This is a genomic window from Bartonella sp. B10834G3 (assembly GCF_016102505.1).
In the GTDB taxonomy this organism is placed as follows: domain Bacteria; phylum Pseudomonadota; class Alphaproteobacteria; order Rhizobiales; family Rhizobiaceae; genus Bartonella; species Bartonella choladocola.
Window position 1 is genome coordinate 718,668 of record NZ_JACFOM010000001.1, and the last position, 21,916, is coordinate 740,583.

At 45.5% G+C, this 21,916-nt stretch carries 20 protein-coding genes; 10 read left to right on the top strand and 10 right to left on the bottom strand.

Annotated features, from left to right (window positions below):
- Nucleotides 1–5 precede the first annotated feature (5 nt).
- The 3 genes from H3S94_RS03095 (at nt 6) to H3S94_RS03105 (ending at nt 3,275) form a co-directional block, all read left to right on the top strand.
- A complete protein-coding gene (locus H3S94_RS03095) occupies nt 6–1,325 on the top strand; it encodes a folylpolyglutamate synthase/dihydrofolate synthase family protein (protein ID WP_198240248.1) in 1,320 nt (439 codons plus the stop codon).
- Nucleotides 1,326–1,440: 115 nt separating this feature from the next.
- Nucleotides 1,441–2,460 carry a complex I NDUFA9 subunit family protein gene (locus H3S94_RS03100; RefSeq protein ID WP_198240249.1) on the top strand — a complete coding sequence of 340 codons (1,020 nt, stop codon included), beginning with the start codon at nt 1,441–1,443 and terminating at the stop codon, nt 2,458–2,460.
- 533 nt (nt 2,461–2,993) lie between these two features.
- A complete protein-coding gene (locus H3S94_RS03105) occupies nt 2,994–3,275 on the top strand; it encodes a hypothetical protein (RefSeq protein WP_077990459.1) in 282 nt (93 codons plus the stop codon).
- Nucleotides 3,276–4,043: 768 nt separating this feature from the next.
- Here H3S94_RS03105 and glpK read toward each other — a convergent pair.
- Nucleotides 4,044–5,552, bottom strand: a complete 1,509-nt coding sequence (glpK, locus tag H3S94_RS03110) for a glycerol kinase GlpK (protein ID WP_077990458.1) — start codon at nt 5,550–5,552, stop codon at nt 4,044–4,046.
- 25 nt (nt 5,553–5,577) lie between these two features.
- On the opposite strand from glpK, the gene H3S94_RS03115 reads away from it, so the two are divergent.
- A complete protein-coding gene (locus H3S94_RS03115; protein ID WP_198240250.1) occupies nt 5,578–5,718 on the top strand; it encodes a hypothetical protein in 141 nt (46 codons plus the stop codon).
- Here the strand turns inward: H3S94_RS03115 and H3S94_RS03120 are convergent.
- The 9 genes from H3S94_RS03120 to nth form a co-directional block, all read right to left on the bottom strand.
- Nucleotides 5,670–6,431: an MIP/aquaporin family protein gene (locus H3S94_RS03120; protein WP_198230490.1), complete on the bottom strand. Its 762-nt coding sequence runs from the start codon at nt 6,429–6,431 to the stop codon at nt 5,670–5,672. The genes H3S94_RS03115 and H3S94_RS03120 overlap by 49 nt on opposite strands.
- Nucleotides 6,432–6,487: 56 nt before the next feature.
- The gene (glpD, locus tag H3S94_RS03125) at nt 6,488–7,990 is read right to left on the bottom strand and encodes a glycerol-3-phosphate dehydrogenase (protein ID WP_077990456.1); all 1,503 of its coding nucleotides are present in this window, start codon (nt 7,988–7,990) and stop codon (nt 6,488–6,490) included.
- Between the two features lie 847 nt (nt 7,991–8,837).
- Nucleotides 8,838–11,252, bottom strand: coding sequence for a phenylalanine--tRNA ligase subunit beta (gene pheT, locus H3S94_RS03130; protein ID WP_198230489.1), 2,415 nt, complete (start codon nt 11,250–11,252; stop codon nt 8,838–8,840).
- A gap of 42 nt (nt 11,253–11,294) precedes the next feature.
- Complete coding sequence (gene pheS, locus H3S94_RS03135) at nt 11,295–12,380, bottom strand: phenylalanine--tRNA ligase subunit alpha (protein WP_198230488.1); 1,086 nt, start codon at nt 12,378–12,380, stop codon at nt 11,295–11,297.
- A 15-nt stretch (nt 12,381–12,395) separates the two neighbouring features.
- Nucleotides 12,396–13,217, bottom strand: a complete 822-nt coding sequence (locus tag H3S94_RS03140) for a serine/threonine protein phosphatase (protein WP_198240251.1) — start codon at nt 13,215–13,217, stop codon at nt 12,396–12,398.
- Between the two features lie 87 nt (nt 13,218–13,304).
- Complete coding sequence (gene rplT / locus H3S94_RS03145) at nt 13,305–13,706, bottom strand: 50S ribosomal protein L20 (protein WP_075869652.1); 402 nt, start codon at nt 13,704–13,706, stop codon at nt 13,305–13,307.
- A 26-nt stretch (nt 13,707–13,732) separates the two neighbouring features.
- On the bottom strand, nt 13,733–13,936 hold the full coding sequence (gene rpmI, locus H3S94_RS03150; protein WP_075869939.1) for a 50S ribosomal protein L35: 204 nt from the start codon (nt 13,934–13,936) through the stop codon (nt 13,733–13,735).
- A 137-nt stretch (nt 13,937–14,073) separates the two neighbouring features.
- Complete coding sequence (locus H3S94_RS03155) at nt 14,074–15,126, bottom strand: trifunctional transcriptional activator/DNA repair protein Ada/methylated-DNA--[protein]-cysteine S-methyltransferase (RefSeq protein ID WP_198240478.1); 1,053 nt, start codon at nt 15,124–15,126, stop codon at nt 14,074–14,076.
- Between the two features lie 210 nt (nt 15,127–15,336).
- Nucleotides 15,337–16,077 (bottom strand): endonuclease III, encoded by a 741-nt coding sequence (gene nth / locus H3S94_RS03160; RefSeq protein WP_198240252.1) that lies wholly within the window; start codon nt 16,075–16,077, stop codon nt 15,337–15,339.
- Between the two features lie 116 nt (nt 16,078–16,193).
- On the opposite strand from nth, the gene H3S94_RS03165 reads away from it, so the two are divergent.
- From H3S94_RS03165 to H3S94_RS03190, 6 genes are all read left to right on the top strand, one after another.
- Nucleotides 16,194–16,622 (top strand): Hsp20 family protein, encoded by a 429-nt coding sequence (locus tag H3S94_RS03165; RefSeq protein ID WP_077994386.1) that lies wholly within the window; start codon nt 16,194–16,196, stop codon nt 16,620–16,622.
- A gap of 17 nt (nt 16,623–16,639) precedes the next feature.
- Nucleotides 16,640–16,888, top strand: a complete 249-nt coding sequence (locus H3S94_RS03170; RefSeq protein WP_077990449.1) for a DUF1150 family protein — start codon at nt 16,640–16,642, stop codon at nt 16,886–16,888.
- Nucleotides 16,889–17,619: 731 nt separating this feature from the next.
- Nucleotides 17,620–18,117, top strand: a complete 498-nt coding sequence (locus tag H3S94_RS03175; protein WP_198240253.1) for a hypothetical protein — start codon at nt 17,620–17,622, stop codon at nt 18,115–18,117.
- Nucleotides 18,118–18,151: 34 nt separating this feature from the next.
- Nucleotides 18,152–18,637 (top strand): hypothetical protein, encoded by a 486-nt coding sequence (locus tag H3S94_RS03180; RefSeq protein WP_077990446.1) that lies wholly within the window; start codon nt 18,152–18,154, stop codon nt 18,635–18,637.
- A gap of 221 nt (nt 18,638–18,858) precedes the next feature.
- Nucleotides 18,859–20,217 (top strand): hypothetical protein, encoded by a 1,359-nt coding sequence (locus H3S94_RS03185; protein WP_198240254.1) that lies wholly within the window; start codon nt 18,859–18,861, stop codon nt 20,215–20,217.
- A 328-nt stretch (nt 20,218–20,545) separates the two neighbouring features.
- Nucleotides 20,546–21,916, top strand: coding sequence for a hypothetical protein (locus H3S94_RS03190; protein WP_198240255.1), 1,371 nt, complete (start codon nt 20,546–20,548; stop codon nt 21,914–21,916).

Genomic DNA, 21,916 nt, shown 5'->3' on the forward strand with positions numbered 1-21,916 from the left:
ATAAAATGACCGAAAATCGGGTAGACACGCTTATCAATAGCCTTCTCAAGCGCTATCCGAAAGGGTTTGACCTTTCGCTCGAACGCATCTCGCGGCTCTTGGAAAATCTTGGCAATCCGCATTTGAAATTGCCTCCGATAATCCATATTGCGGGCACCAATGGAAAAGGGTCGGCAGCAGCAACTTGCCGTGCGCTTCTTGAAAGTGCCGGATATAGTGTTCATGTCCATACATCTCCCCATCTTGTTCATTGGAACGAGCGCTACCGGTTGGGTGAAAAAGGTGGTGGCAAATTTGTCGATAATGACACTCTTGCCGACGCAATAGAACGGGTAACAAAAGCCAATCATGATGAACCGATTACGGTTTTCGAGTTATTGACGGCTGTTGCCTTTCTGCTTTTTTCCGAACATCCGGCTGATGCTGTCATTCTTGAAGTGGGGCTGGGCGGGCGTTTTGACGCAACCAACGTCATTAAAAAGCCCGCCGTTTCTCTCATTATGCCCATATCGCTCGATCATGTTGCTTTACTCGGTAATACGGTTGAAAAAATCGCTTTTGAAAAAGGCGGCATTATCAAAGAAGGGGTTCCGCTTGTCATCGGCAAGCAGGAAAGCGATGGTGCTATCGACGTTTTGACAACCATCGCGCAAAAACGCCACGCACCGTTTGTTGTTTATGGTCAGGATTTCCAAGCCTATAATGACCATGGGCATATGGTTTTCCAAAATGAAAACGGTTTGATAGAGCTTCCGCTTCCCTCGCTTCGCGGTGATCATCAAATTAGCAATGCAGCGAGTGCCATTGAAGCTGTTCTCCATGCCGGTTTCAAACTGACCGATCAGCATATTGCCAAAGCTATGCAAAATATTGTCTGGCCTGCACGAATGCAGCGCATCAGCCACGGCAAACTGATTGATTCTTTACCGGAAACGATGACAGTTTTTCTCGATGGCGGGCATAATCCGGCAGGTGCGAAAGTCATTGCACAAGAAATCAGGCACTGGAAAGAAAAAGGAGCGGGACCGGTGACGATGGTGGCCGGTATGATTAATACGAAGGATTCTTTCCACTATTTCAAAGAACTGAACGGGCTTGTCGACCAAGTTTATACTGTGCCGGTACTGTCGAGCGATAGCGGTGTAGCACCTGAAGAATTGGCTAAAGTTGTCCGTTCAGCCGGTTTGAAAGCACAAACCACCTCATCTATTGAAGACGCTTTCCAAAAAATTGCAGGTACAACACCTCGAAGAACTGTTCTTGTTGCAGGTTCGCTTTATATGGCCGGTGATTTTTTGAAGAAAAATGGCACACCGCCTCAATAAAATTCCGTGAATCCGTTCAACATTTAAAGAGAATAGTTCTAAAGACTTGCGTTCAGGACAAAACAAGTTAAACCATACAAAGGCAGAGATTGACGATTTTTGAGGAGTGCACCCTATGACGCTCAGTACCGAACTTTACCAACATCCCAAGCTTATTACCGTTTTTGGTGGTTCAGGTTTCGTTGGTCGCCATGTGGTCGAGACATTGACAAAACGTGGCTATCGCGTTCGCATTGCCGTGCGTCGGCCTGAAGTGGCTTATTATATGCTGCAAATGGGTGAAGTCGGACAAACCCAGATGCTCAAAACCAATGTACGCAATCGTGAATCTGTCGCACGTGCGCTGATTGATGCCGATGCAGCCGTGTTTCTACCCGGCCTTCTTTATGCGCAAGGCAAAAACAATTACAAAAATGTGCAGGTTGAAGGTGCAAAAAATGTTGCCGAACTTACAGCAAGTGCCGGTATTCCTCTCATTCACATGTCGGCTTTGAATGCCGATATCAATTCCAACCTTTCCTATCCGAAAACCAAAGCACTTGGCGAACAGGCTGTTCAGAAAGCCCATAAGAGTGCCATTATTATGCGCCCTTCGGTTATTTTCGGTCAGGAAGATTCTTTCTTTAACAAACTCGCCGATATGTCACGCTTCACATGGATGTTGCCGATGTTTGGCGGTGGCGAGACAAAGCTTCAGCCGGTTTATGTCGGCGATATTGCCGATTTTGTTGTTGCTTCTATCGAAGGACATGTTCCGACGGGCAAGATTTATGAACTGGGCGGCAAAGAAGTACTCACCTATCGTCACGCTATCGAGGAAATGCTTAAAGTTATCATGCGTAAAAAAGCGCTGGTTTCTGTACCCTTCGGAATTGGAAGCCTTATCGGTGGAATTTTCGGTCTCCTTGGAAAAATACCGATGATCCCGACAGTGACAACCTCCGAGCAGATCAAAATGCTCAAAAAAGATTGCATTGTTTCTGAAGAAGCAAAGCTTGAAGGGCGGACATTGGAAGGTGTCGGCATTAAGCCCAGAGCAATGGAAGCTGTTTTGCCTTCCTATTTGTGGCGCTTCCGTCCTCATGGGCAATTTGCCAAAAATACAAAGAATTACAAAAAAGATGTAAAAATCTGAAGACGGAATTTTTCTCTTTGAAATTCGCAAATAAAACGGGCGCTGCTGAAATAGCGCCCTTTATTTTGCATTCTCTATTCGCGTAAGCTCTGAAGATTGCTCGCAATCTGTCATCCTGAATTATTTCGTTTCAATGACGGGATTTCGGTCGTTCCAATAATACTTGTTATGTCGTTTCAATAACACGTGTTCTGTTGTTTCAACAAACTGCTCTTCTTAATGAATATTTTGACGCCATTCATTGCACTGTTAAGCTATAAAGCCTGACACCATTCTTAAAAGTTCCTCACAAAGGAAATATCTTTTTCCTCACAAAGGAAATATTTTTAAACTTAAGGTTGTTTTTATTATTATAGTTGAAAAATTTGTTCGCCAATTTTTTTGTATTTCTCTCCTCGTCGCTCTCCAATAGTCGCATCTGTTGCATATCTGCAATGAAAACAACGATTTTTAATAGACTATTAACTATTTTTAGAGCGGTGCGATTTAGACTGTGCTATATAGACACACATTGAGGGTTTTGGAGTTAAACCATGAAAAAATTGTGTTCTTTATTCATCGTTTTGATGTTTGCTTTTTCAACTGTAGCTTGTACTCAGAACGAAAAGACAGTTGCGAAATGGGGCGCTGGTGGTGCTGCACTCGGTGCTTTGGGTGGTGCTGCATTCGGTAAAGGTGGCAAGGCTGTTGCCGCTGGTGCTGCTATTGGTGCTGTTGCCGGTGGCTTGATCGGCTATTCACGCACCAAGAATCACGTTCGTTACTGCCATTATCGTGATCGTAACGGCAAGGTATTTGAAGCACGCTGCAGATAATTTAGACTTTGTATAACTTTGGAAGGCACGTAATTATGTTACGTGCCTTTCTTTTTAAGATTTCATTCGATGTGTTTATAATTTTTCCACTATATAAAGTATTTCTGGGAACTAAATTTCCTCGTTAGCCGACAAGTTTTATTAAAACGAATTTTCTATAATTAATTCGTGAGCCGTAACATTTTAACCCACTCCGGACAATACGAATTGCCAGAACAATAATTCTTAAGAGCGACAATTTTCGGAAAATCTGAAGCCGATTCAAGTTTGAAATTTTGTATCGCTATCAAAGTGATAGCCGCTATCAGAGAAAAACCAAGGCTGCTCCGAATGTAAGGTAAGGTTGAAGTAAAACTATCACTGTCCCAAGTGCTCAAAACTTGTAGAGGATTTGTAAAAATATCCCTGCCGGAATTATCTGAAATTTTATCTCCGGTGCGAAATAGGACATGGCTTTTTAACTGGAATACACTGTTTTCAAATCGCTACTTCAAACAGGTTATAAAAGTACGAGCATCCTGAAAGGCATATCTTCAGCAATTGGCAACGCGAAACGCTTAGCGATTTGTTACTTGATCGAAATTACAAGTTTTCATGTTTCTTTGTCGTAAACGTGTAAAGCGACAACAGCCGATCAATCCGGTTTTACAGTATCTTTTCCAAATAGATAATTGAAAGGCACATAAACTCTCTATGTGCCTTCCATTTTTATGTGTTCGGGTTCTTTAAAAAGCTTTTTAGACTAGCCTTGTTTGTTGCTTGCGGCTTTCATTCAAAAACCGAATCCCATGAACATGCCCGCTCGACAGCCTTTCGCCAGCCGGCATAACGTTTTTCTTGTTTTGCCACATCTTTGGAAGGTTTGAACACCCGTTCAACAGTTGCAACTTTGCGCAATTCATCAAGACTCGACCAATAGCCGACCGCTAGACCGGCAAGATAAGCCGAGCCGAACGCTGTCACTTCCAATATATGCGGGCGTTCGACCGGCTTTTGCAAAATGTCGGATTGGAACTGCATAAGAAAGTTGTTGGCGACAGCACCGCCATCAACACGCAATGTTTTCAGGTCTGTCTGTGCATCTGCCAACATAGCAGTGAGAACATCTTTGGTTTGATAAGCAATTGATTCGAGCGTTGCACGGGTAATATGATTACGGTTCACGCCCCGCGTCAGTCCCAAAATCGCGCCACGGGCAAACGGGTCCCAATAAGGCGCGCCGAGGCCGGTAAATGCCGGTACGACATAAACTCCGTTGGCCGTACCTACTTTTTCTGCAAAATATTCTGAATCTTCGGAATCAGTAAAAAACTTCAATTCATCGCGAAGCCACTGGATTGCAGCACCTGCCACAAAAATAGATCCTTCCAAAGCATAAGCCGGTTTTCCTTGAGCATCGCAGCTTAATGTTGTGACCAGACCATGGGTTGATTTGACAGCTTTTTTGCCGGTGTTCATCAACATAAAACAACCGGTTCCGTAGGTGTTTTTAGCCTGCCCCTCTTCAACACAGATATGACCGAACAATGCCGCCTGCTGGTCACCGGCAGCTCCGGCAATCGGAATACGCGTACCCCCACGCCCGCCAATGTTGGTTTGTCCGTAGATTTCGGAAGATGCTTTGACTTCCGGCAGCATGGAACGGGGAATATTCAATGCTTTCAGCATTGTTTCGTCCCAGTCCAGTTTATGGATATTGAAGAGCATGGTACGCGAGGCATTGGTATATTCGGTAACGTGAACGCGCCCTTGCGTCATATTCCATATAAGCCATGTATCAATCGTGCCAAAAAGCAGTTCGCCTTTATCGGCCTTTTCTCGTGCGCCTTCTACATTTTCCAATATCCAGGCGATTTTTGTTCCTGAAAAATAAGGGTCGATGACAAGACCGGTATTTTCCTTGATATAATCCTCAAGCCCTTCTTTTTTAAGTCTCGCACAAATATCGGTGGTACGCCGGCACTGCCAGACAATGGCATTATAAACCGGTTTGCCGGTGGCTTTTTCCCAAACCACCGTTGTTTCACGCTGATTGGTAATTCCGATTGCTGCAATCTCGTCCGAACTGATACCCGATTTTGCCAGAGCTTCTGTCAAAGTCGAACTTTGCGTTGCCCATATCTCGCGTGCGTCATGTTCGACCCAGCCGGGGCGAGGGTAAATCTGGGTAAATTCCCGTTGGGCGACACTGACGATGTTGGCATCATGGTCAAGAACCAATGTGCGCGAACTTGTTGTGCCCTGATCCAATGCAACGATATATTTTTTTTCGGCCATGAAAGCCTCCCTGTTCTATGGAAAAATGGCCAATTATCTTGCCAATTGTCCTGCCCGTTATCTTGCCAATTATCTTGCCAATTATCTCGCCAATTATCTTGCCAATTATCTCGCCAATTATCTTGATTGTCTGCGGGCAAGAGGTTCGCCGATCAACTTTGTGTAGAAAGCAGCCCCTAAACATCCCCCGATAACCGGTGCAATAAGCGGAACGAGAAAATAGGGTATATCTTTATTTCCCGTCATGACGCTCGTGTCCCAACCGGCGAAATAAGCAAAGAGTCGCGGGCCGAAATCACGAGCAGCGTTCATTGCAAAACCCGTCAGGGGGCCGAAAGCGCCTCCAATGACGGCAACCAGAACCCCGACAAGAAACGCAACCAGCGCACCGCGAGGTAAACCGTTGCCATCGTCACTTAATCCCAAAATCACCGCGACCAGAACAGCAGTGATGAAAAGTTCGGTCATAAAGGCTTGAAAGAGACTGATGTGAGGATTTGGAAAAGTGGTAAAAACACCGGCTGTATCAAGTGTTTTTGCTGTAAAGAGATTATAGTAAAGTCCATAGACAACGGCAGCAGCAACAAATGCCCCCAGAAATTGCGAAATGACATAAGGCAATATTTTTTGTTTTGGAAATTTTGCAAAGAAAGCCAATGCAAAAGTGACCGAAGGATTGAGGTGGGCTCCCGAAACACCTCCGGTCAGATAGGCTGCAAGTGCAACAGCCAACCCCCAAATAATGCTGATTTCCCATTGTCCGTAAGCGGCACCGGCCAGTTTTAATCCTGCCACACATCCCATTCCGATAGCCAGAAATAAAAATGTGCCGGTAAATTCCGCAACGCATTCATCACGTAAAGTATTCATATCAGACATGTTTTCTCCCCTGGTTTGCAGTCTGACGAGCTTTACTTCAATAGACGGCGAACCTTTTAGATGGTTTTATGTTTTTCAAGGTATTGTCTTAAAGCTTCTTTTTCTTTGTCATCAAAATAAAGGCCAAGTTTCGAGCGACGCCACAAGACATCGTCAACATCCTTTGCCCATTCTTCACGCATCATCCATTGAACCTCGGCCTCGTAAAGGCCATGGCCAAAATGTTGCCCTTTGTCCTTTTTGCCATTGTCAAAAATTTCCAGAGCTTCGGTGCCATAATTTCTTGCCAGACGACGATGGGTTTTTGCATCGAGATCGGGAAGAATGCTGGCAACTCTCGCTTCCATAACGGAAAGCGAATCATGCGGGAAATCGCCACCCGGCAGACTGACTTCGGCAGTCCATGCAGGTTTGCGCTTACCCAAAGCTTTTTCGATAAAGACGAGAGCGTCTTCCGACAATTTACGGAAAGTGGTGATTTTGCCGCCAAATGCATTCAGCATGATCGGACCATCATTTTCCCGCATTTCTTTCAAAACATAGTCACGCGTTGCTTCCTGTGCTTTTGAAGCACCATCGTCATAAAGCGGGCGAACACCCGAATACGCCCAGACGATGGAGTCGCGAACAACCGGCTTGGTGAAATATTCGCTTGCAGCCGAACAGATATAATCAATCTCTTCATCGCTGATGTGAACCTTCGCCGGATCGCCTTTATAATCGCAATCGGTTGTTCCGATCAGCGTGAAATCTTCCTGATAGGGAATAGCAAAAACAATGCGGCCATCCTTGTTCTGGAAAATAAAAGCGCGGTCATGTTGATAAAGTTTTGGAACAACAATGTGCGACCCTTTAACGAGACGAACCGGCGGGTGACCTTTAAAGCCCAAAGCATCCTGCAAGACGTGATTGATCCATGGCCCCGCCATATTTGCAAGATAGTCGGCAGAGACTGTCCACTCTTCACCATTCAATTTGTTTTTAAGGCCGATTTTCCATTTCTTGCCATCGGCTTTAAGCGAGACAACTTCGGTGCGCACCATAATATCCGCACCAAGTCTTGCCGCATGACGGGCATTGGCAACAACCAGACGTGCATCGTCAACGCGGGCATCGGAATACTCGAACCCTTTGACAAAACCCGGTTTCAGGGATTCGCTATAGTCTTTGGTCAGATCAAGCACCTTGGTGCGCCAAAGCTCCTGATGACGACTTCCCAGATGATCGTAAATGAATAAGCCCAAACGCAGCATCCATGCAGGACGCAACCCTTTATTATAAGGCAATATAAAGCGCAAAGGACGAACAAGATGAGGTGCCATATGCCAGATCACCTCGCGTTCCATCAATGCTTCTCTGACAAGACGGAAGGCATATTGTTCAAGGTATCGCAAGCCACCGTGAATAAGCTTGGTAGAAGCACTGGATGTGCCCGACGCAAGGTCATTCATTTCTGCCAGACCGACGGAATAGCCACGGCCAACAGCATCGCGGGCGACACCACAACCGTTGACGCCACCACCTATAACAAAAAGATCATAGTGTTTTTCGTTTTTCATTTAATCGACTTTCGACAAGGATGGTTTTCGTTCCTTAAAGGATAGAATATGGAAGAAATCAAATGTCAACTGCAAAGCGAAAAAAAACACCCTCTGTCGAGAGTTTTCGGGAAACCGGTTTCTGATTGAAAATAAAAAACAAAATATAATACCGGAGATACGCTATTTATCGGATATTGATTTTTGCCAAGGCTTTTCTGAAATCAAAAACATAAGAACGGGAACATCGAACGGCTTTCGCGTGTCGCAAAGAACGGATAAACAAGCAAGGTTTTAAAAAAGGCATAAAAATACCTTCATTTTTCGCCAGCTAACGCTTTATCCCGCTTAATGCTCCTCGTCACATACGGTAAAAATTAAGCCGGAGTTTCACTGGATTTCATGCCCGATCCGCTTTTTAAAAAATTCGCAAATACGCCCTTAATTTTCAAACCCAAGCTTTTTCCGGCGAGTTTCACCCGATCTCCTGAGGCGGCAAAGATCATTATCAATCACGTGATTTTTCGTTTTTTTGCGTGCCGCCATGAAAGTCAAACAAGTCGAAAAACCGCAACTCTTCAATCAATCCGCACCAACGGGAGTATTGTTGCAGTTACATTTTTTTCGTGTTTCCATCAAGAATCCGGAATCATTTAGAAAAAACAAAACATCCGCCCGATAGTTTGGTGAAATAAAACTGGCGACAACTTTTTATAGCTGAAAGGCCATTCAAGACAAAAATAGCGGTCTCGTCCTGCCAGATCTGCTTTGCGGAAAAAAAGAACGGAAATAAAATAAAGGGGCAAATCCGCTCTGCCCCTCAAGCTTTTTATAAAACTCTTCTCCCGACCCTTGAGATCAGGAAAGACTATTGGCGCAATGTTGCTCCGGTCGATTTTGCAACATTCTCGATAATCTTGTTTGCCAGAGCTTCAATATCCTGATCTGTCAACGTACGTTCATGGGGCTGGATTGCCACTTCGATCGCAATCGACTTTTTGTCTTCACCAAGGCTTGCACCCTCGAAGACATCGAACACTTCGACAGACTGGATAAGCTTTTTATCGGCTCCGCTTGCCGCGCGAATGACCGTGGCGGCGTTCACCGATTTATCCATAACAAAAGCGAAATCGCGCCGTATCATCTGATATGGCGACAGCACCAAAGGCGGGCGTGTTTTGGTTGCCTTCTTGCGTGGTTCGGGAATACGGTCAATATAGACTTCAAAACCGCACAATGGTCCTGTTACATCGAGCTCCTCAAGCGTATCGGGATGAAATTCGCCAAAGGTTCCAAGAATGATCTTCGGTCCCAATTTGATAACGCCCGAACGTCCCGGATGATACCATTCCGGCGCGCCTTTCTCTATCTGCACCTTTGAAGCATCAAGCCCGCAAGCGTCAAGCACACAAAGTGCATCGGCCTTGGCATCAAAAACATCGACCGGTTTGGCAGAACCGGCCCAAAAACGGCCTGAACCATCAAGCTTGTAAGTACCACGGCGGATACCACCGGCGACACGTCTTTGTGTTTCGGGCGTATTGCCTTCAAAGGTTGCCGAGATTTCAAATAGGCCGAGATCGGGAAAACCGCGATCGGCATTGCGCTGGGCAGCTGCAATCAAACCCGGAAGCAGTGAAGGACGCATATCCGACATATCGGCAGCAATCGGGTTCAATAGCTTCAATTCCGGCTTGCCGCCGCCAAATGCCTTGGCCTGTTTTTCCGAAATGAAAGACCATGTGATTGCTTCCATCAAGCCCCGACAAGCCAGAGCACGACGTGCGGAACGCTGCCTGATCTGTATTGTGGTGAGAATTTGCCCGCTTACAGAAGACGGCCTTTCCAATGGTTCCGGCTTGATATTGTTCAGCCCATGGATACGCATAACCTCTTCGACGAGATCGGCCTTGCCATCAATATCGGGTCGCCATGTTGGTACTTTTACCGTGACAACATCACCTTTGCCTTCCACAACAAAGCCGAGGTGCTGCAATATGGTTGTTGCCGCTTCATGGCTTAATTCCAGACCGGTCAAACGCTTGATTTCGGCAAACGGGAAGCGGATAATTTTTTGTTCAATGCTCTTTGCCCCGATTGTATGGGCTTTTGAAGGCTTGCCACCACAAAGTTTCATGGCCATTTCGGTGGCAAAGGCAAGTCCCGGTTCCATAAATTCCGGATCGACACCGCGTTCAAAACGATAACGCGCATCCGAAACTATGCCGAGAGAGCGCCCCGTTGCCGCAACATTGCGCGGATCCCACAAAGCGGATTCAATGATAACATTTTTCGTGTTCTCATCGCATCCTGTTGCTTCGCCGCCCATTATGCCACCAATGGATTCGACGCCATTATCATCGGCAATAACGCAATTATCCGGCCCCAAATCATATTCTTTGCCGTTAAGGGCGAGGAGTTTATCTCCCTTTTGCCCACGACGGACAGTGAGTTTTCCTTTTACCTTGTCGGCATCGAAAACATGAAGCGGACGGCCGAGATCGACCGTGATGTAATTGGTCATGTCGACAAGCGCATTGATTGGACGCAGCCCGATAGCAGTGAGACGGCGTTGCATCCATTTGGGCGACTGGACATTGTTAACATCACGAATTTCCCGCCATGAAAAGCCGAGACACAAAGGTGCTGTATCACCAAAATCGAGCGACACGGTTACCGACGGTTCTCCTTCTCCGGAAATAGAAGGAACTTCAAGCGGCTTCAATTTGCCAATGCCACTTGCTGCAAGATCACGGGCAATGCCATAAACACCCGTACAATCCGGCCGGTTCGGTGTGAGGCCGACATCAATAAGCGGATCGTTGAGACCATAATAGGCCGCAAATGCTTTGCCGACCGGTGCATCGGAGCCGAGTTCGATAATACCGTTATGTTCATTTGAAAGTTCAAGCTCGCGTTCCGAACACATCATGCCGAAACTTTCAACACCGCGAATTTTTCCAACCGACAATGTGACATCAAGCCCCGGAATATAAGCTCCCGGAGGGGCAAAAACCCCGATCAATCCGGCCTTTGCATTCGGTGCACCACAAACCACCTGAAGTGGCTTATCCTGACCCGTGTCGACAGTCAAAATCTGTAAATGATCTGAATCGGGATGTTTTTTGGCTGTCAAAACTTTGGCAATTACAAAAACATCAAAGCTTTTGCGGTCATCGACGCTATCAACCTCAAGGCCTATATCGGTAAGCCGGTCACAAATCTCGCCGAGCGATGCGTCTGTCTCCAGATGATCTTTCAACCAGGACAAAGTAAATTTCATTGTTCAAAACCTCTTTTCAAAACGCAAGACGCGGGTGTGAGTTTATGAATTGCTGAGACCGCCAAAAAGCGTCGGCACATCAAGCGGACGGAAACCGTAATGTTGGATCCAGCGTATATCGGCATCAAAAAATGCCCGCAAATCCGGCATGCCATATTTCAACATGGCGATACGGTCGATTCCCATTCCCCAGGCAAAGCCCTGATATTCATCAGGATCGAAACCGACATTTTTCAACACATTCGGGTGCACCATGCCGCAGCCCAATATTTCGAGCCAGTCATTGCCCTCGCCGAATTTTACTTCTGTACCGGAGCGGTCACATTGAATATCGACTTCCATAGAAGGTTCAGTGAATGGAAAGAACGACGGGCGAAAACGCATCTTCAACGAAGGCACTTCAAAAAACGCCTTACAAAATTCTTCATGCACCCACATAATATTGGCAATGGTCGACTTTTTATCGACAACCAGCCCTTCTACCTGATGGAACATCGGCGAATGGGTGGCGTCCGAATCCATACGATAGGTTTTCCCCGGAATGATAATGCGGATTGGCGGTTTTTGCTTTTCCATCGTACGAACCTGAACAGGCGATGTATGCGTGCGCAAAAGCCGCTTTTCGCCTTTCCCGTCGGGATTGAAAAAGAAGGTATCATGCATTTCGCGGGCGGGATGGCCTTCCGGAAAGTTGAGTGCGGTAAAGTTATAATAATCGGTTTCGATATCCGGCCCTTCGGCAATAGAAAAGCCCATATCGGCGTAAATTGCGGTGATCTCGTCAATCACCTGCGAAATAGGATGGATACGACCACGCGCTTCGGGGGAAAGGCGAACCGGCAATGTAACATCGACTGTTTCGTTTTTAAGCCGCGCCTCCGTTGCTGCACGCTTCAGTGCCGTGCGTTTTTCACCCAGAAGCTCTAAAACCCGATTTTTCAAACCGTTTATCACCGGTCCGGCTTTCTGGCGCTCTTCTGCGCTCATACCACCAAGGCTTTTAAGTTTTTCCGAAACACTACCCTTTTTACCGAGTGCACCGACACGCACTGCTTCCAGTGCCTGCTCGTCTTGTGCAGCGTCGATTGCCGCACAGATTTCTTTTTCCAGACTATCAATATCGTTCATGTCTTTGCCTGTTCTTTAAAGTGGATGTCTGTTTTTCAAATTGGAAGAAAGAAACTCCATAGCGCTTAACATACGTTTGCCATCGCCACCAAGATAAATAAACCTGGCCAACTTTAACGGAGTAATAAAAATAGAAAAAAACCGGACAATTTTTTCAAGTTGTTTCATGGTTTCAGGAGAAACCTGTTTTTTCCACGCCTCGAAAGCCGCATTATCGGTTTTGTTTTTTTTAAGTGATTGTGCCGACACTTGAAAAAATAACAACCACGCGTCACGCGCCTGAGCTGCGGCAATTGGCATCACTGCTTCCGGCTCTTCCTCGAAATCGAAAAACCCCAACTCGTTTCCTGCCATAAACATATCACGCGGATGCGGCCTGCCGTGGACAAGTCCGGCGTGATGTACTTTGCCCAAAGCTTCACCACATTGAACCAATAATTTTTCGTGTGCGTCAACGTCGTTCTTTTTCAAAAAATTAAGGCGTTTTTGCACCGTTTGGCCGACATCGGAAATCATTAAAGCAGGTCCGTCGACAGCAAGAATTTCGGGAACCGCGATACCTGCCTTCCTGAATTTTTCAATTTTGCGTATTTCCTGCGCATTCATGCCAAGAGCGTCACGCAAAGGCGAAGATTTCATAAAAGCTGCCGGTAATAAAAACGATAAACCGCTATGAAGCCGCTTGCCCCACGGGCGCTTTTCGATTCCCTGCCGTTTGACCCAGACCTTTTTGCCCTCGCGCATGACGCTGGCAATGCGCTTTTCCTCACAAGATTGAAAAAGCTTCTTGTCAGAATCGCTCAGTGGCTTGGATATCAAAGGATTTATCTCGCTCATAACGCCTCGAAAACAAAAACCCGCAACCGGTTTTAACCAGTGCGGGTTCCGAAAGAATGTTCTGTTTTTTAAAGGAACGCGACCGGCTTACTTGACGGCGCCTTCAAAAGCATTCGGTGTGGTTTTCTTCAAATATTCCAATGCCTTTTTTGCCGAAGCAACAAGCTTGGAGAATGTTGCAGGCTCATGAATAGCAATATCTGAAAGAACCTTGCGGTCGATCTCGATTCCTGCCTTGGCAAGACCGTCAATGAAACGGCCATAGGTCAAGCCCTCAAGACGGACAGCGGCATTGATACGCTGGATCCACAATGCGCGGAAACTGCGCTTGCGATTTTTGCGATCGCGATAGGCGTATTGCCGTGAACGGTCGACAGCAGCTTTGGCTGTACGGATTGTATTTTTACGACGTCCGTAAAAACCTTCAGCAAGTTTGATAACTTTTTTGTGTTTGGCGTGTGCAGTTACGCCGCGTTTTACGCGTGCCATGTCATAATCTCCTTAAGAGCTAACTTTCAAAGGCCGTTCGGCAAATAGTTTTTGATGATTTTCTTGGCGTCGGGTGCACCAAGAACCATGGTGCCACGTGCATCACGCAAAAACTGGTTGGAACGTTTGATCATGCCATGCTGCTTGCCTGCGGCAGCCGCCTTGATTTTGCCTGTAGCGGTAATTTTGAACCGCTTTTTGGCAGCCGATTTGGTCTTCATTTTGGGCATTTTGCTTCTCCATTGTTGTGATTGATGTTCGCACTGACCAAAGTACGAACAAGCATAAAAGTCGTCACGGCATGCCCTGCCGGACGGCTTGAACTGGGTTCTCTTAAAACACGGCCTCAAAAATAGCAAGCAGACTTTTATGCAAAATACTTTTTTTCATGGCGTAAAAGCCAGTCTTTGCGCCATAAACCGCCAGCATAACCGGTAAGCGTACCATCCGCCCCGATCACCCGATGACAGGGAATAATAATGGCAATCTGGTTTTGCCCGTTAGCCCGTGCCACCGCCCGCACTGCTGTCGGTCTATCCAATGCACGCGCCAATTCACTGTAAGAGCGTGTTTCTCCTGCCGGTATTTGACGCAAAGCCTCCCACACAAGGGGGGCAAAACCACCTGCAACTTTGGCAAGCGGTGTTTCAAAATGGCAGCTTTTTCCTTGATAATAATCGCCCAATTCGGCTTCTACCTTGTCGATGACACTGGTTCTTTCAAAACTGATAGACGAGCGGGTGACTGCCTGCAATTTCTTGAGCTCTGTCAACAGCCCCTTGCGGTCAAAAAATTCCAAGAGATGCAAGACATGTTGGTCACTGACGGCAAGCATTTCACCGATCGGCGTTTCAATCCATGCCGCTTTTAAAAGAGTGCGGTTTTGTATGGCTTTTGGTGGATGACCGATGAGCTTGAGAATTGCTTCACGAAAGCCGCTGCCCGAATCGTAACCGGCGGAAAGTTGCGCTTCGATTACCGGTTGACCGTGGGAAAGCAGCGCTGCACCACGGCTTGCTCTTTTCAAGCGTGCCAATTCCAGAAATGTCATGCCTATACGTCGCTTGAAAATGCGCCGCACAGTGGAAGGGTCAAATCCCAGTCGTACAATATCGTCTTCTGACCATATGTGATCGGGATTTTCATCAAGTCTTGCCATCAAATGACGAAAAAGCGGATCAACGTGGCCGCCTGCTTCCAGCGGGTGGCATTTCTGGCAAGGCCGATAGCCTTCTTCGAGACATGCAGCCGCGCTGTCACAGAAAAAGACATTTTCCCGCTTGGGCTTTCGCGCCGGACATGACAGCCGACAAAAAATACCTGTCGTTGTTACGCAGACAAAAACATGCCCGTCATAGGAGCGATCGCGGTTTATCAGAGCTTCATAAAGCTGGTCTGTATTATTGGTTAGAAGTGTCATGACCATTTATATAAGCCCAAAAAAAACAATTGTGCGCCGAAAATCGGGCGCACATTTTTATAAAAGTTAACCCCCATAGCCGATCAGGGCTGTCTGTCATTTCACTAGACTTTCCAACAGTGCCGATCCTGCTATTCCGACAAAGTATAATTTTTGTCTTTCATTTCATTGTCTATCCGGATTGCCGCAAACAGGATTAACCTTTTTCCGTTAAAGAGGAACCGGAGCACCATTGCCTTTCACTTCAACAAGCGGTGCGGGAATAGAACTTGTCTTAATGGCCGCCTTGCAAATATCGGCAATAATACAATGCACACAATCCGGTTTACGGGCTTTACAGATGTAACGACCATGTAAAATCAGCCAATGATGGGCGTGAGCCATATATTTTTCGGGTATTATTTTGACAAGTTTCTTTTCTACCTCTTCGGGCGTTTTTCCCGGTGCCAGTTCTGTCCGGTTACAAAACCGGAAAATATGGGTGTCGACGGCCATTGTCGGCTGGTTGAAAGCAACATTAAGGACAACATTTGCCGTTTTACGCCCGACACCTGGAAGTGCCATTAGAGCTTCTCTGGTATCAGGCACTTTACCGGCATATTTTTCGTTCAATATTTTTGAAAGCGCATAGACATTTTTGGCTTTTGCCCGCCATAGACCGATCGTGCGGATATAGCGGGCGATGCCGTCTTCTCCGAGAGCCTCCATCTTTTCTGCTGTATCGGCAACAGCAAAAAGCGGCTTTGTTGCCTTGTTTACACTTGCGTCTGTTGCTTGTGCAGACAAAACCACTGCCACAAGCAAAGTGAACGGGCTTTCATAGATAAGATCGCTTCTGGGATTTGGTCGCTGAACCGAAAACCGGCGAAAAATTTCTTCGATTTCTTCGTCCGTATAGGCGCTTCCCTTTACTGTTCCCGCTTTCCGGTTTCTAGCCCTTGCGCCCGTCATAACCTTTTAAAGCCCCTATCTTGAAGTTCGTTGTTCGACTTTCCATATAATAGCTAATGACAGAAAATGCCAAAATGGGTTTTCTGTTTAATAGTCGCTTCAAAGAGGGCTACCTTATGACACGCATGACACCATTTTCCAACCCGTTGCTGTTAGGCTTTGAAACAATGGAAAAAACACTCGACCGTTTAAGCAAGTCGGGTGAGGGGTATCCTCCTTATAACATTGTGCGTTTGTCCGGTGAGGAACCAAACGAACGGCTGCGAATTACATTGGCAGTTGCCGGTTTTACGCCGGAAGACCTTGATGTAACAGTAGAAGATAATCAATTGATTATCCGCGGGCGGCAAACCGACGATGAGGATTTTGAATATCTGCATAGGGGTATTGCTTCACGTCAATTCCAGCGGGCGTTTGTGCTGGCGGATGGTATAAAGGTGGGAGCCGCAGAGCTTAAAAATGGTCTACTTTCAATAGATCTTGAACGACCAGCCCCCGAGAAGCGCGTCAAACGCATTACGATCAGTGCCATTGAAGACGAGTAATGCGACAGGAGAACAAAATGAAAAACGAAAAATCTTTGTCTATGCAAGAATTTGCCTTACTCGGAGAAGGCGAGATCGCTTATCTGCGCAAAATCCGGACCGATGAATTAAGCAAAAAGTTTCCGAATATGCCGCCAATGACACCGGGAATTTCTCTTTGGGGACTGTTCGGTGCCGGCGGTGAACCCATTATTCTTTCCGATGTTCGCGCCAAAGCCCTTGAAGGCGCTAACGATCAGGAATTGAAAACCGTTACATTACAATAATCATAATGCTTCGCATGAGGATATGATACTTGTCCTATGCGGAGCTAATCCCTTTTCCTGAGCCACCGGATAAAAGGGGTATTTGCCATTCCCCGAACGGGCGCGGGTGTTATTCAACAGCGTTGACGAGTTAAAATCGCCTTCTCTTCGGGGTCGGTGAGCAGCCGTTTTCATTTTCCTTTTCGTGTTTCTTTTCATTTTCCTTTTCGTGAGGAAATTTTAAAAAGATAAGCTGCCACCTCAAGTAAACCGATATATCCGGTATTTGATACACGTTTTCAATTATATATTATTTAAAAGACCCGCTTGTTTTAAAATGCGCGCATAAAAATGCCGGTAACGGCATTATCAGTCTCACCTGCCGATTTTAAATTATTAATAATATGTTTATATTTTTTAAAAATTTATGCCTTATATTTTCAAACTTAATAATGAATATTTTTGGCACATTTTATCTCTCGTAAATTCAATAACTATAAAATTTTCGCTATCGTTCAAAATTTAAAATTTAGGTTTCAAGAATTATATTTATAACCGGTTTGCCAATAAATATTTAAATTTACGTTATCTATTTCTTTTTAACTTTAAATATCTAATTAAATAGTTTAAATTTAAAAAAATTAAGAGTTTTGACGTTAACTGATAGATTTATTGTAAAAAATTACGAAAGCATAATCGTTGTTAACAACTTTTAATATATTACTCGTTTATGTTCATAAGAAAGGTACTTTATGAGCATCACATATGCAAGCAGGGGGGAATCGGTCTTGCGCAGTCAGGCAATTAAAGCTTTTCTTATTTTTTCGCTCGTCGGGGGTATAGGATTATTCGTTTGTCGCTATTTGACAAATTATTTTCTATATTCACGGTTTTTCAATGATCGTTTCATCCTTGCGATGATGGAAAATTTCAACGGTGTTGTGGCGTTCGCTCTGTTCTTTGCTGAAAATCTTTTGTTTGCCGCTGTTTTTTCAATTTTTCCGGCAGTCTATCTTTACCAGTTGAAAAAGCTGCCGATCGTTTTTGTTCTGTCCTATTCCGTGGCGATTTATCTGGTGGGTGCTATTTCGATTGCATTTTATCTTAATCTTGCACGTGTTACGTTGCCGCTCGACTCTATTCTTGTCTATGTGTTGCTCACACCATTCCTTTATATAATTTTGCCGGTGTGGTTTGCTTATCTTGCCTATTGTATTTATTGGCTTGCACACACCGGAACGAGACCTTAAAAGTCATTTATCAAAGCAATGACTTGTGAACGTTATGACAGATCGTAATAAATCAACTCTTTATAGCTACCCTATGCGTGGGTTTGGCATTATTACAATTTTTCTGGTGCTGGGACCGGCCGTTCAAACAATAGTAGGAACTTATCTTCTTCATCCTTGGGTAGGCGGTTCAAATTTGCTTGTCGAAATTTTCGATGTTTTTAGTGATGATGCCTGCCCGAAACTTTTGGCCGGATATTCCTATTATATGCCGTCGGTGTTTTTAAGTGGTGTATTTTGTTCTCTCCCGCCTTCACGGGGATTAGGTCTTTCTCTTTCGTCCGCTATCTGGCGTACAATTCTGGTCAGTCTTTGCGTTGAAATATTCTACATTATTATGTCCCGCCCCTATATGCAGCATATGACGAGTGAAAATATTCTTCGCAACCTTTCTTATGGCTTTATCCAATGGATCTTTGTCGGCTGGGTTTGCTGGATTCTTGCAACCGGTTTCAGACTTGATAAACCTGTTGTTGATTGATTTGAGCCAACCGGCCCATACTTTATAAGAAACCCGTTATTGATTTATAATAACCCACATATCGACAGGGACAAAAGTGACACACTAATATTTGGAACACCGGAGGCTCCGGAAACCGCGTAAAAACCGTTTTCCTGTTACCTTGCCAAAAAGAAAACTCGAATGGGTAGAAAAACTTGTGCCATCTCTGATAACGGGAAGAAGAAAAAAGGATATTTATCTTGATTGGTAAGAAAGCCGACATAAAATTCCATTCCGTCGGTTTTTTGCAAGCCCGCATTCTCCAGTCTTTGCTTGTGGCTGTTGCGGCCATTATCATTTTACCTACAGCATGGTCGTTTTTTTTCCTGCTTTTTGGTGGCTGGTTTAAAACATTCGGCTTCTCATTAACCGTAGCTTTTTTCAGGCCTTACCAAATTTATCTTCCAAGTTTTATGACCGCTTGTATGATTGCTGTCATCCTTGCTTTGAGAAGCGCAAGCTGGGGAAGTATTTCTCTGCGTTTTTCTTTAATCACTTCGATAATCATGGCGCTTGTTTTCGACGGTTCCATTCGCGCCATGAAGACATTTTTCCCCGAACTTCTCGCCAATATCGGCATTTCCAATGAATCATTTTTCTATTGGGTGATAGCCTGGTTTTTCGCCGGTGTAGTATTCTGGCTCATCCTGAATTCGAGTGGCCTTAACCGTCGCTATAAGGAAATGGAACGTCCGCGCCTTGTCGATGCGGTGAAACTTGCAATTGTTTATGCCATTTATGGCCCCGTACTTTATATCATCATTACATTATGGATTATGGCGGGTGACAGTTTGAGCTATCTTGGAGCACGCGGGTCGGTTTCGGGCGAAATCAATACGGCCGGACTCATGCTCGTAAGCCTTACTGTCTTTTGCGGCGTGCGCAGATTACGCCTTCAAGGCTCGCTCACATGGCGTTGGCTTTTTATTGTAACAATCGCCATTTCTTTGATTTTCTGGATTACCGACAGTATTTTCGTGACAAAATCCGATTGGCAGGAAACCGGATTTTATGTTTTGGCAGTTTATCTTATAACGGCTATCAGTCTCACGATCATTGGCGGCGGACTTTTATATTTGCTGGGTGTACCATTTAACGGAAAACGCTATCAGACAATCGTTCGACCTTCACCGCGTTTCCAACACGGTAGCAGAAGCTTTTTTGCTATATTCGTATTCTTCATCTTTTTTGTCTGTGCCCCGCCGGTATGGCAATCGGGAACAATTTTATGGCGCGCATTGCTCTTTTCACTTCCACCGGCTTCGTTTTTTACCGCAAGCCTTCCGCTTGCCTACATCAATGCAGGTTTGGTGTTTTCCGGCTGTGTCGGTGCGATCGCTTTCATCTCGCAACAAATCAACTTCACTTCGGTATTTTTTGCAGCTTTCATTTGTGCTCTTTGCAGCCTGTTTTTGCCGATTAGTTATCTTGGCGTCAATTTCGGCATTATTTTTAACTTTATCGACTGGTCCATGCTCCTTCTCGCGCCGTGTTCGGCCTTCGGATTTTACGTTTTGAGCCTCTGCAAACAGATTGTAACCACGTCGGGAAATCGTTAGAAACTTGCATCGGTTTAAAACCGGCAAAAAAGAAAATCCCGTCTCGTCATTAGATCCTTATCTTCAAATCTTGTCAGATAAATGCCACCGTCAGCCTGACTTGATTCAAATGGTTGGGGAAATTGACTGATTGGTCAAATTGACCGGTTAAGACACAGAAATGGGAATGAATGGCTGTTTAACTTCATAATTGGTGATAATTCCGGTTATTCGGCGATGAAGCTTGTGTTTCTCATCCTCGCTGCACATTGCAGAACACCGCTGCCGGTGGTACAAATTATCAAGTTATTCATCAAGATTATTAAAATTGCCGGGCGGAGTGGTGTTTATGAAACCTATTGTGGCTGCGTTCATTTTTTGTCTTCCCTTGTGCTCGCTCGCCAATGGGCAGGCAGTTCCCGACAATGACCAGCCGACAAACTCGCGCACCGAAAGCACAACCGAAGCAATAAACAGCGAAAACAACCAAAAGAACGGGAACGACCAAAAGAGCGAAAATAATCAGAAGGACGAGAATAATCAGGCAACTGAAAATCAATCTGCGACACAAAATACAATGACCGAGCCGCCGGGAAAACCCATGGCTTTTACACTTCACAAAATTGCTGATGGTCAATGTCCGACATGTCGCTGGATCAGTGCCGAAGGGAACATCGTTCCCGATACGCCTGCACTTTTTAACCGTTTTCTTGACGATAACGGTCTTGGCGATCCTCTTTCATACCCTGATGATGTGTTGGTTTCCTTTCATTCCGATGGCGGGGATATTCTGGCGGCAATTGCTTTGGGAAGAGAGATCAGAAAACATCATTTCGATACAACAATCGGCGAAACGATTGTAAAACCGGTTGAGGATAAAGCCGCCGAAAACCACAGTGGGGATGGTGCCGCCAATGCGGGAAACAACGAGAACAATAACAACAATGCCGCTAAAGAAAACAGCGAAAATAAAACAACCTCGGAACGCGTTGAAGGAATTTGCCGTGAAGCTTGCGTTTGGGCCTTTCTCGGCGGGCGGGCACGAAATGTAGGCAATGGAAAATTGGAATTGCGCACCTATCGCCCGCCACTTGACGGTGCTGGTACATCTTCGGGTCAGGAAGTCAGTGTGCGCCAACAACAACTGGCCGACATTGCCTATATTGCAGATTATTCCCAGGAAATGGGATTTAACCCGTTGATCGCATTTTTGAATTGGGACAATGCCAATCCCCATGCTTTTTCAAGCGATGAAATACAAAACTATAATATTGATTTTTCACCGGACATTATCGGACAATGGCAACTCGTCCCGACAAATAACGCGCTCGTTGCGATTGCATCCAGCAATGACAAAAAAACTTCGGCACGGCTTTATTGTGACAGTCATAAAACGATGTTTTTGGAAATAAGTGCACCAACACGCTACAGCGCTCAAAATTACCAGACATATCAGCAGACTGTCTCGACATTGAATATCTGGGGAATGCCGGTAAATATCAGCAATCTACAAGCCAATTTATCCGATGGACGCGTGGTTTACACGGTCGAACTTCCTAAAAATCCGTTGCAAGATTGGCATGTCGATGCACCATTTCTGAGAGGAGATAATGCACCGGATGCTTTGAACGGCATTTTCAATATCGAGTTTTCCGATATGCCGGGGCTTAAACAATCTGCCCGTTTTGTTATGGCCAACTGTCCTTCAGCATCACATTGA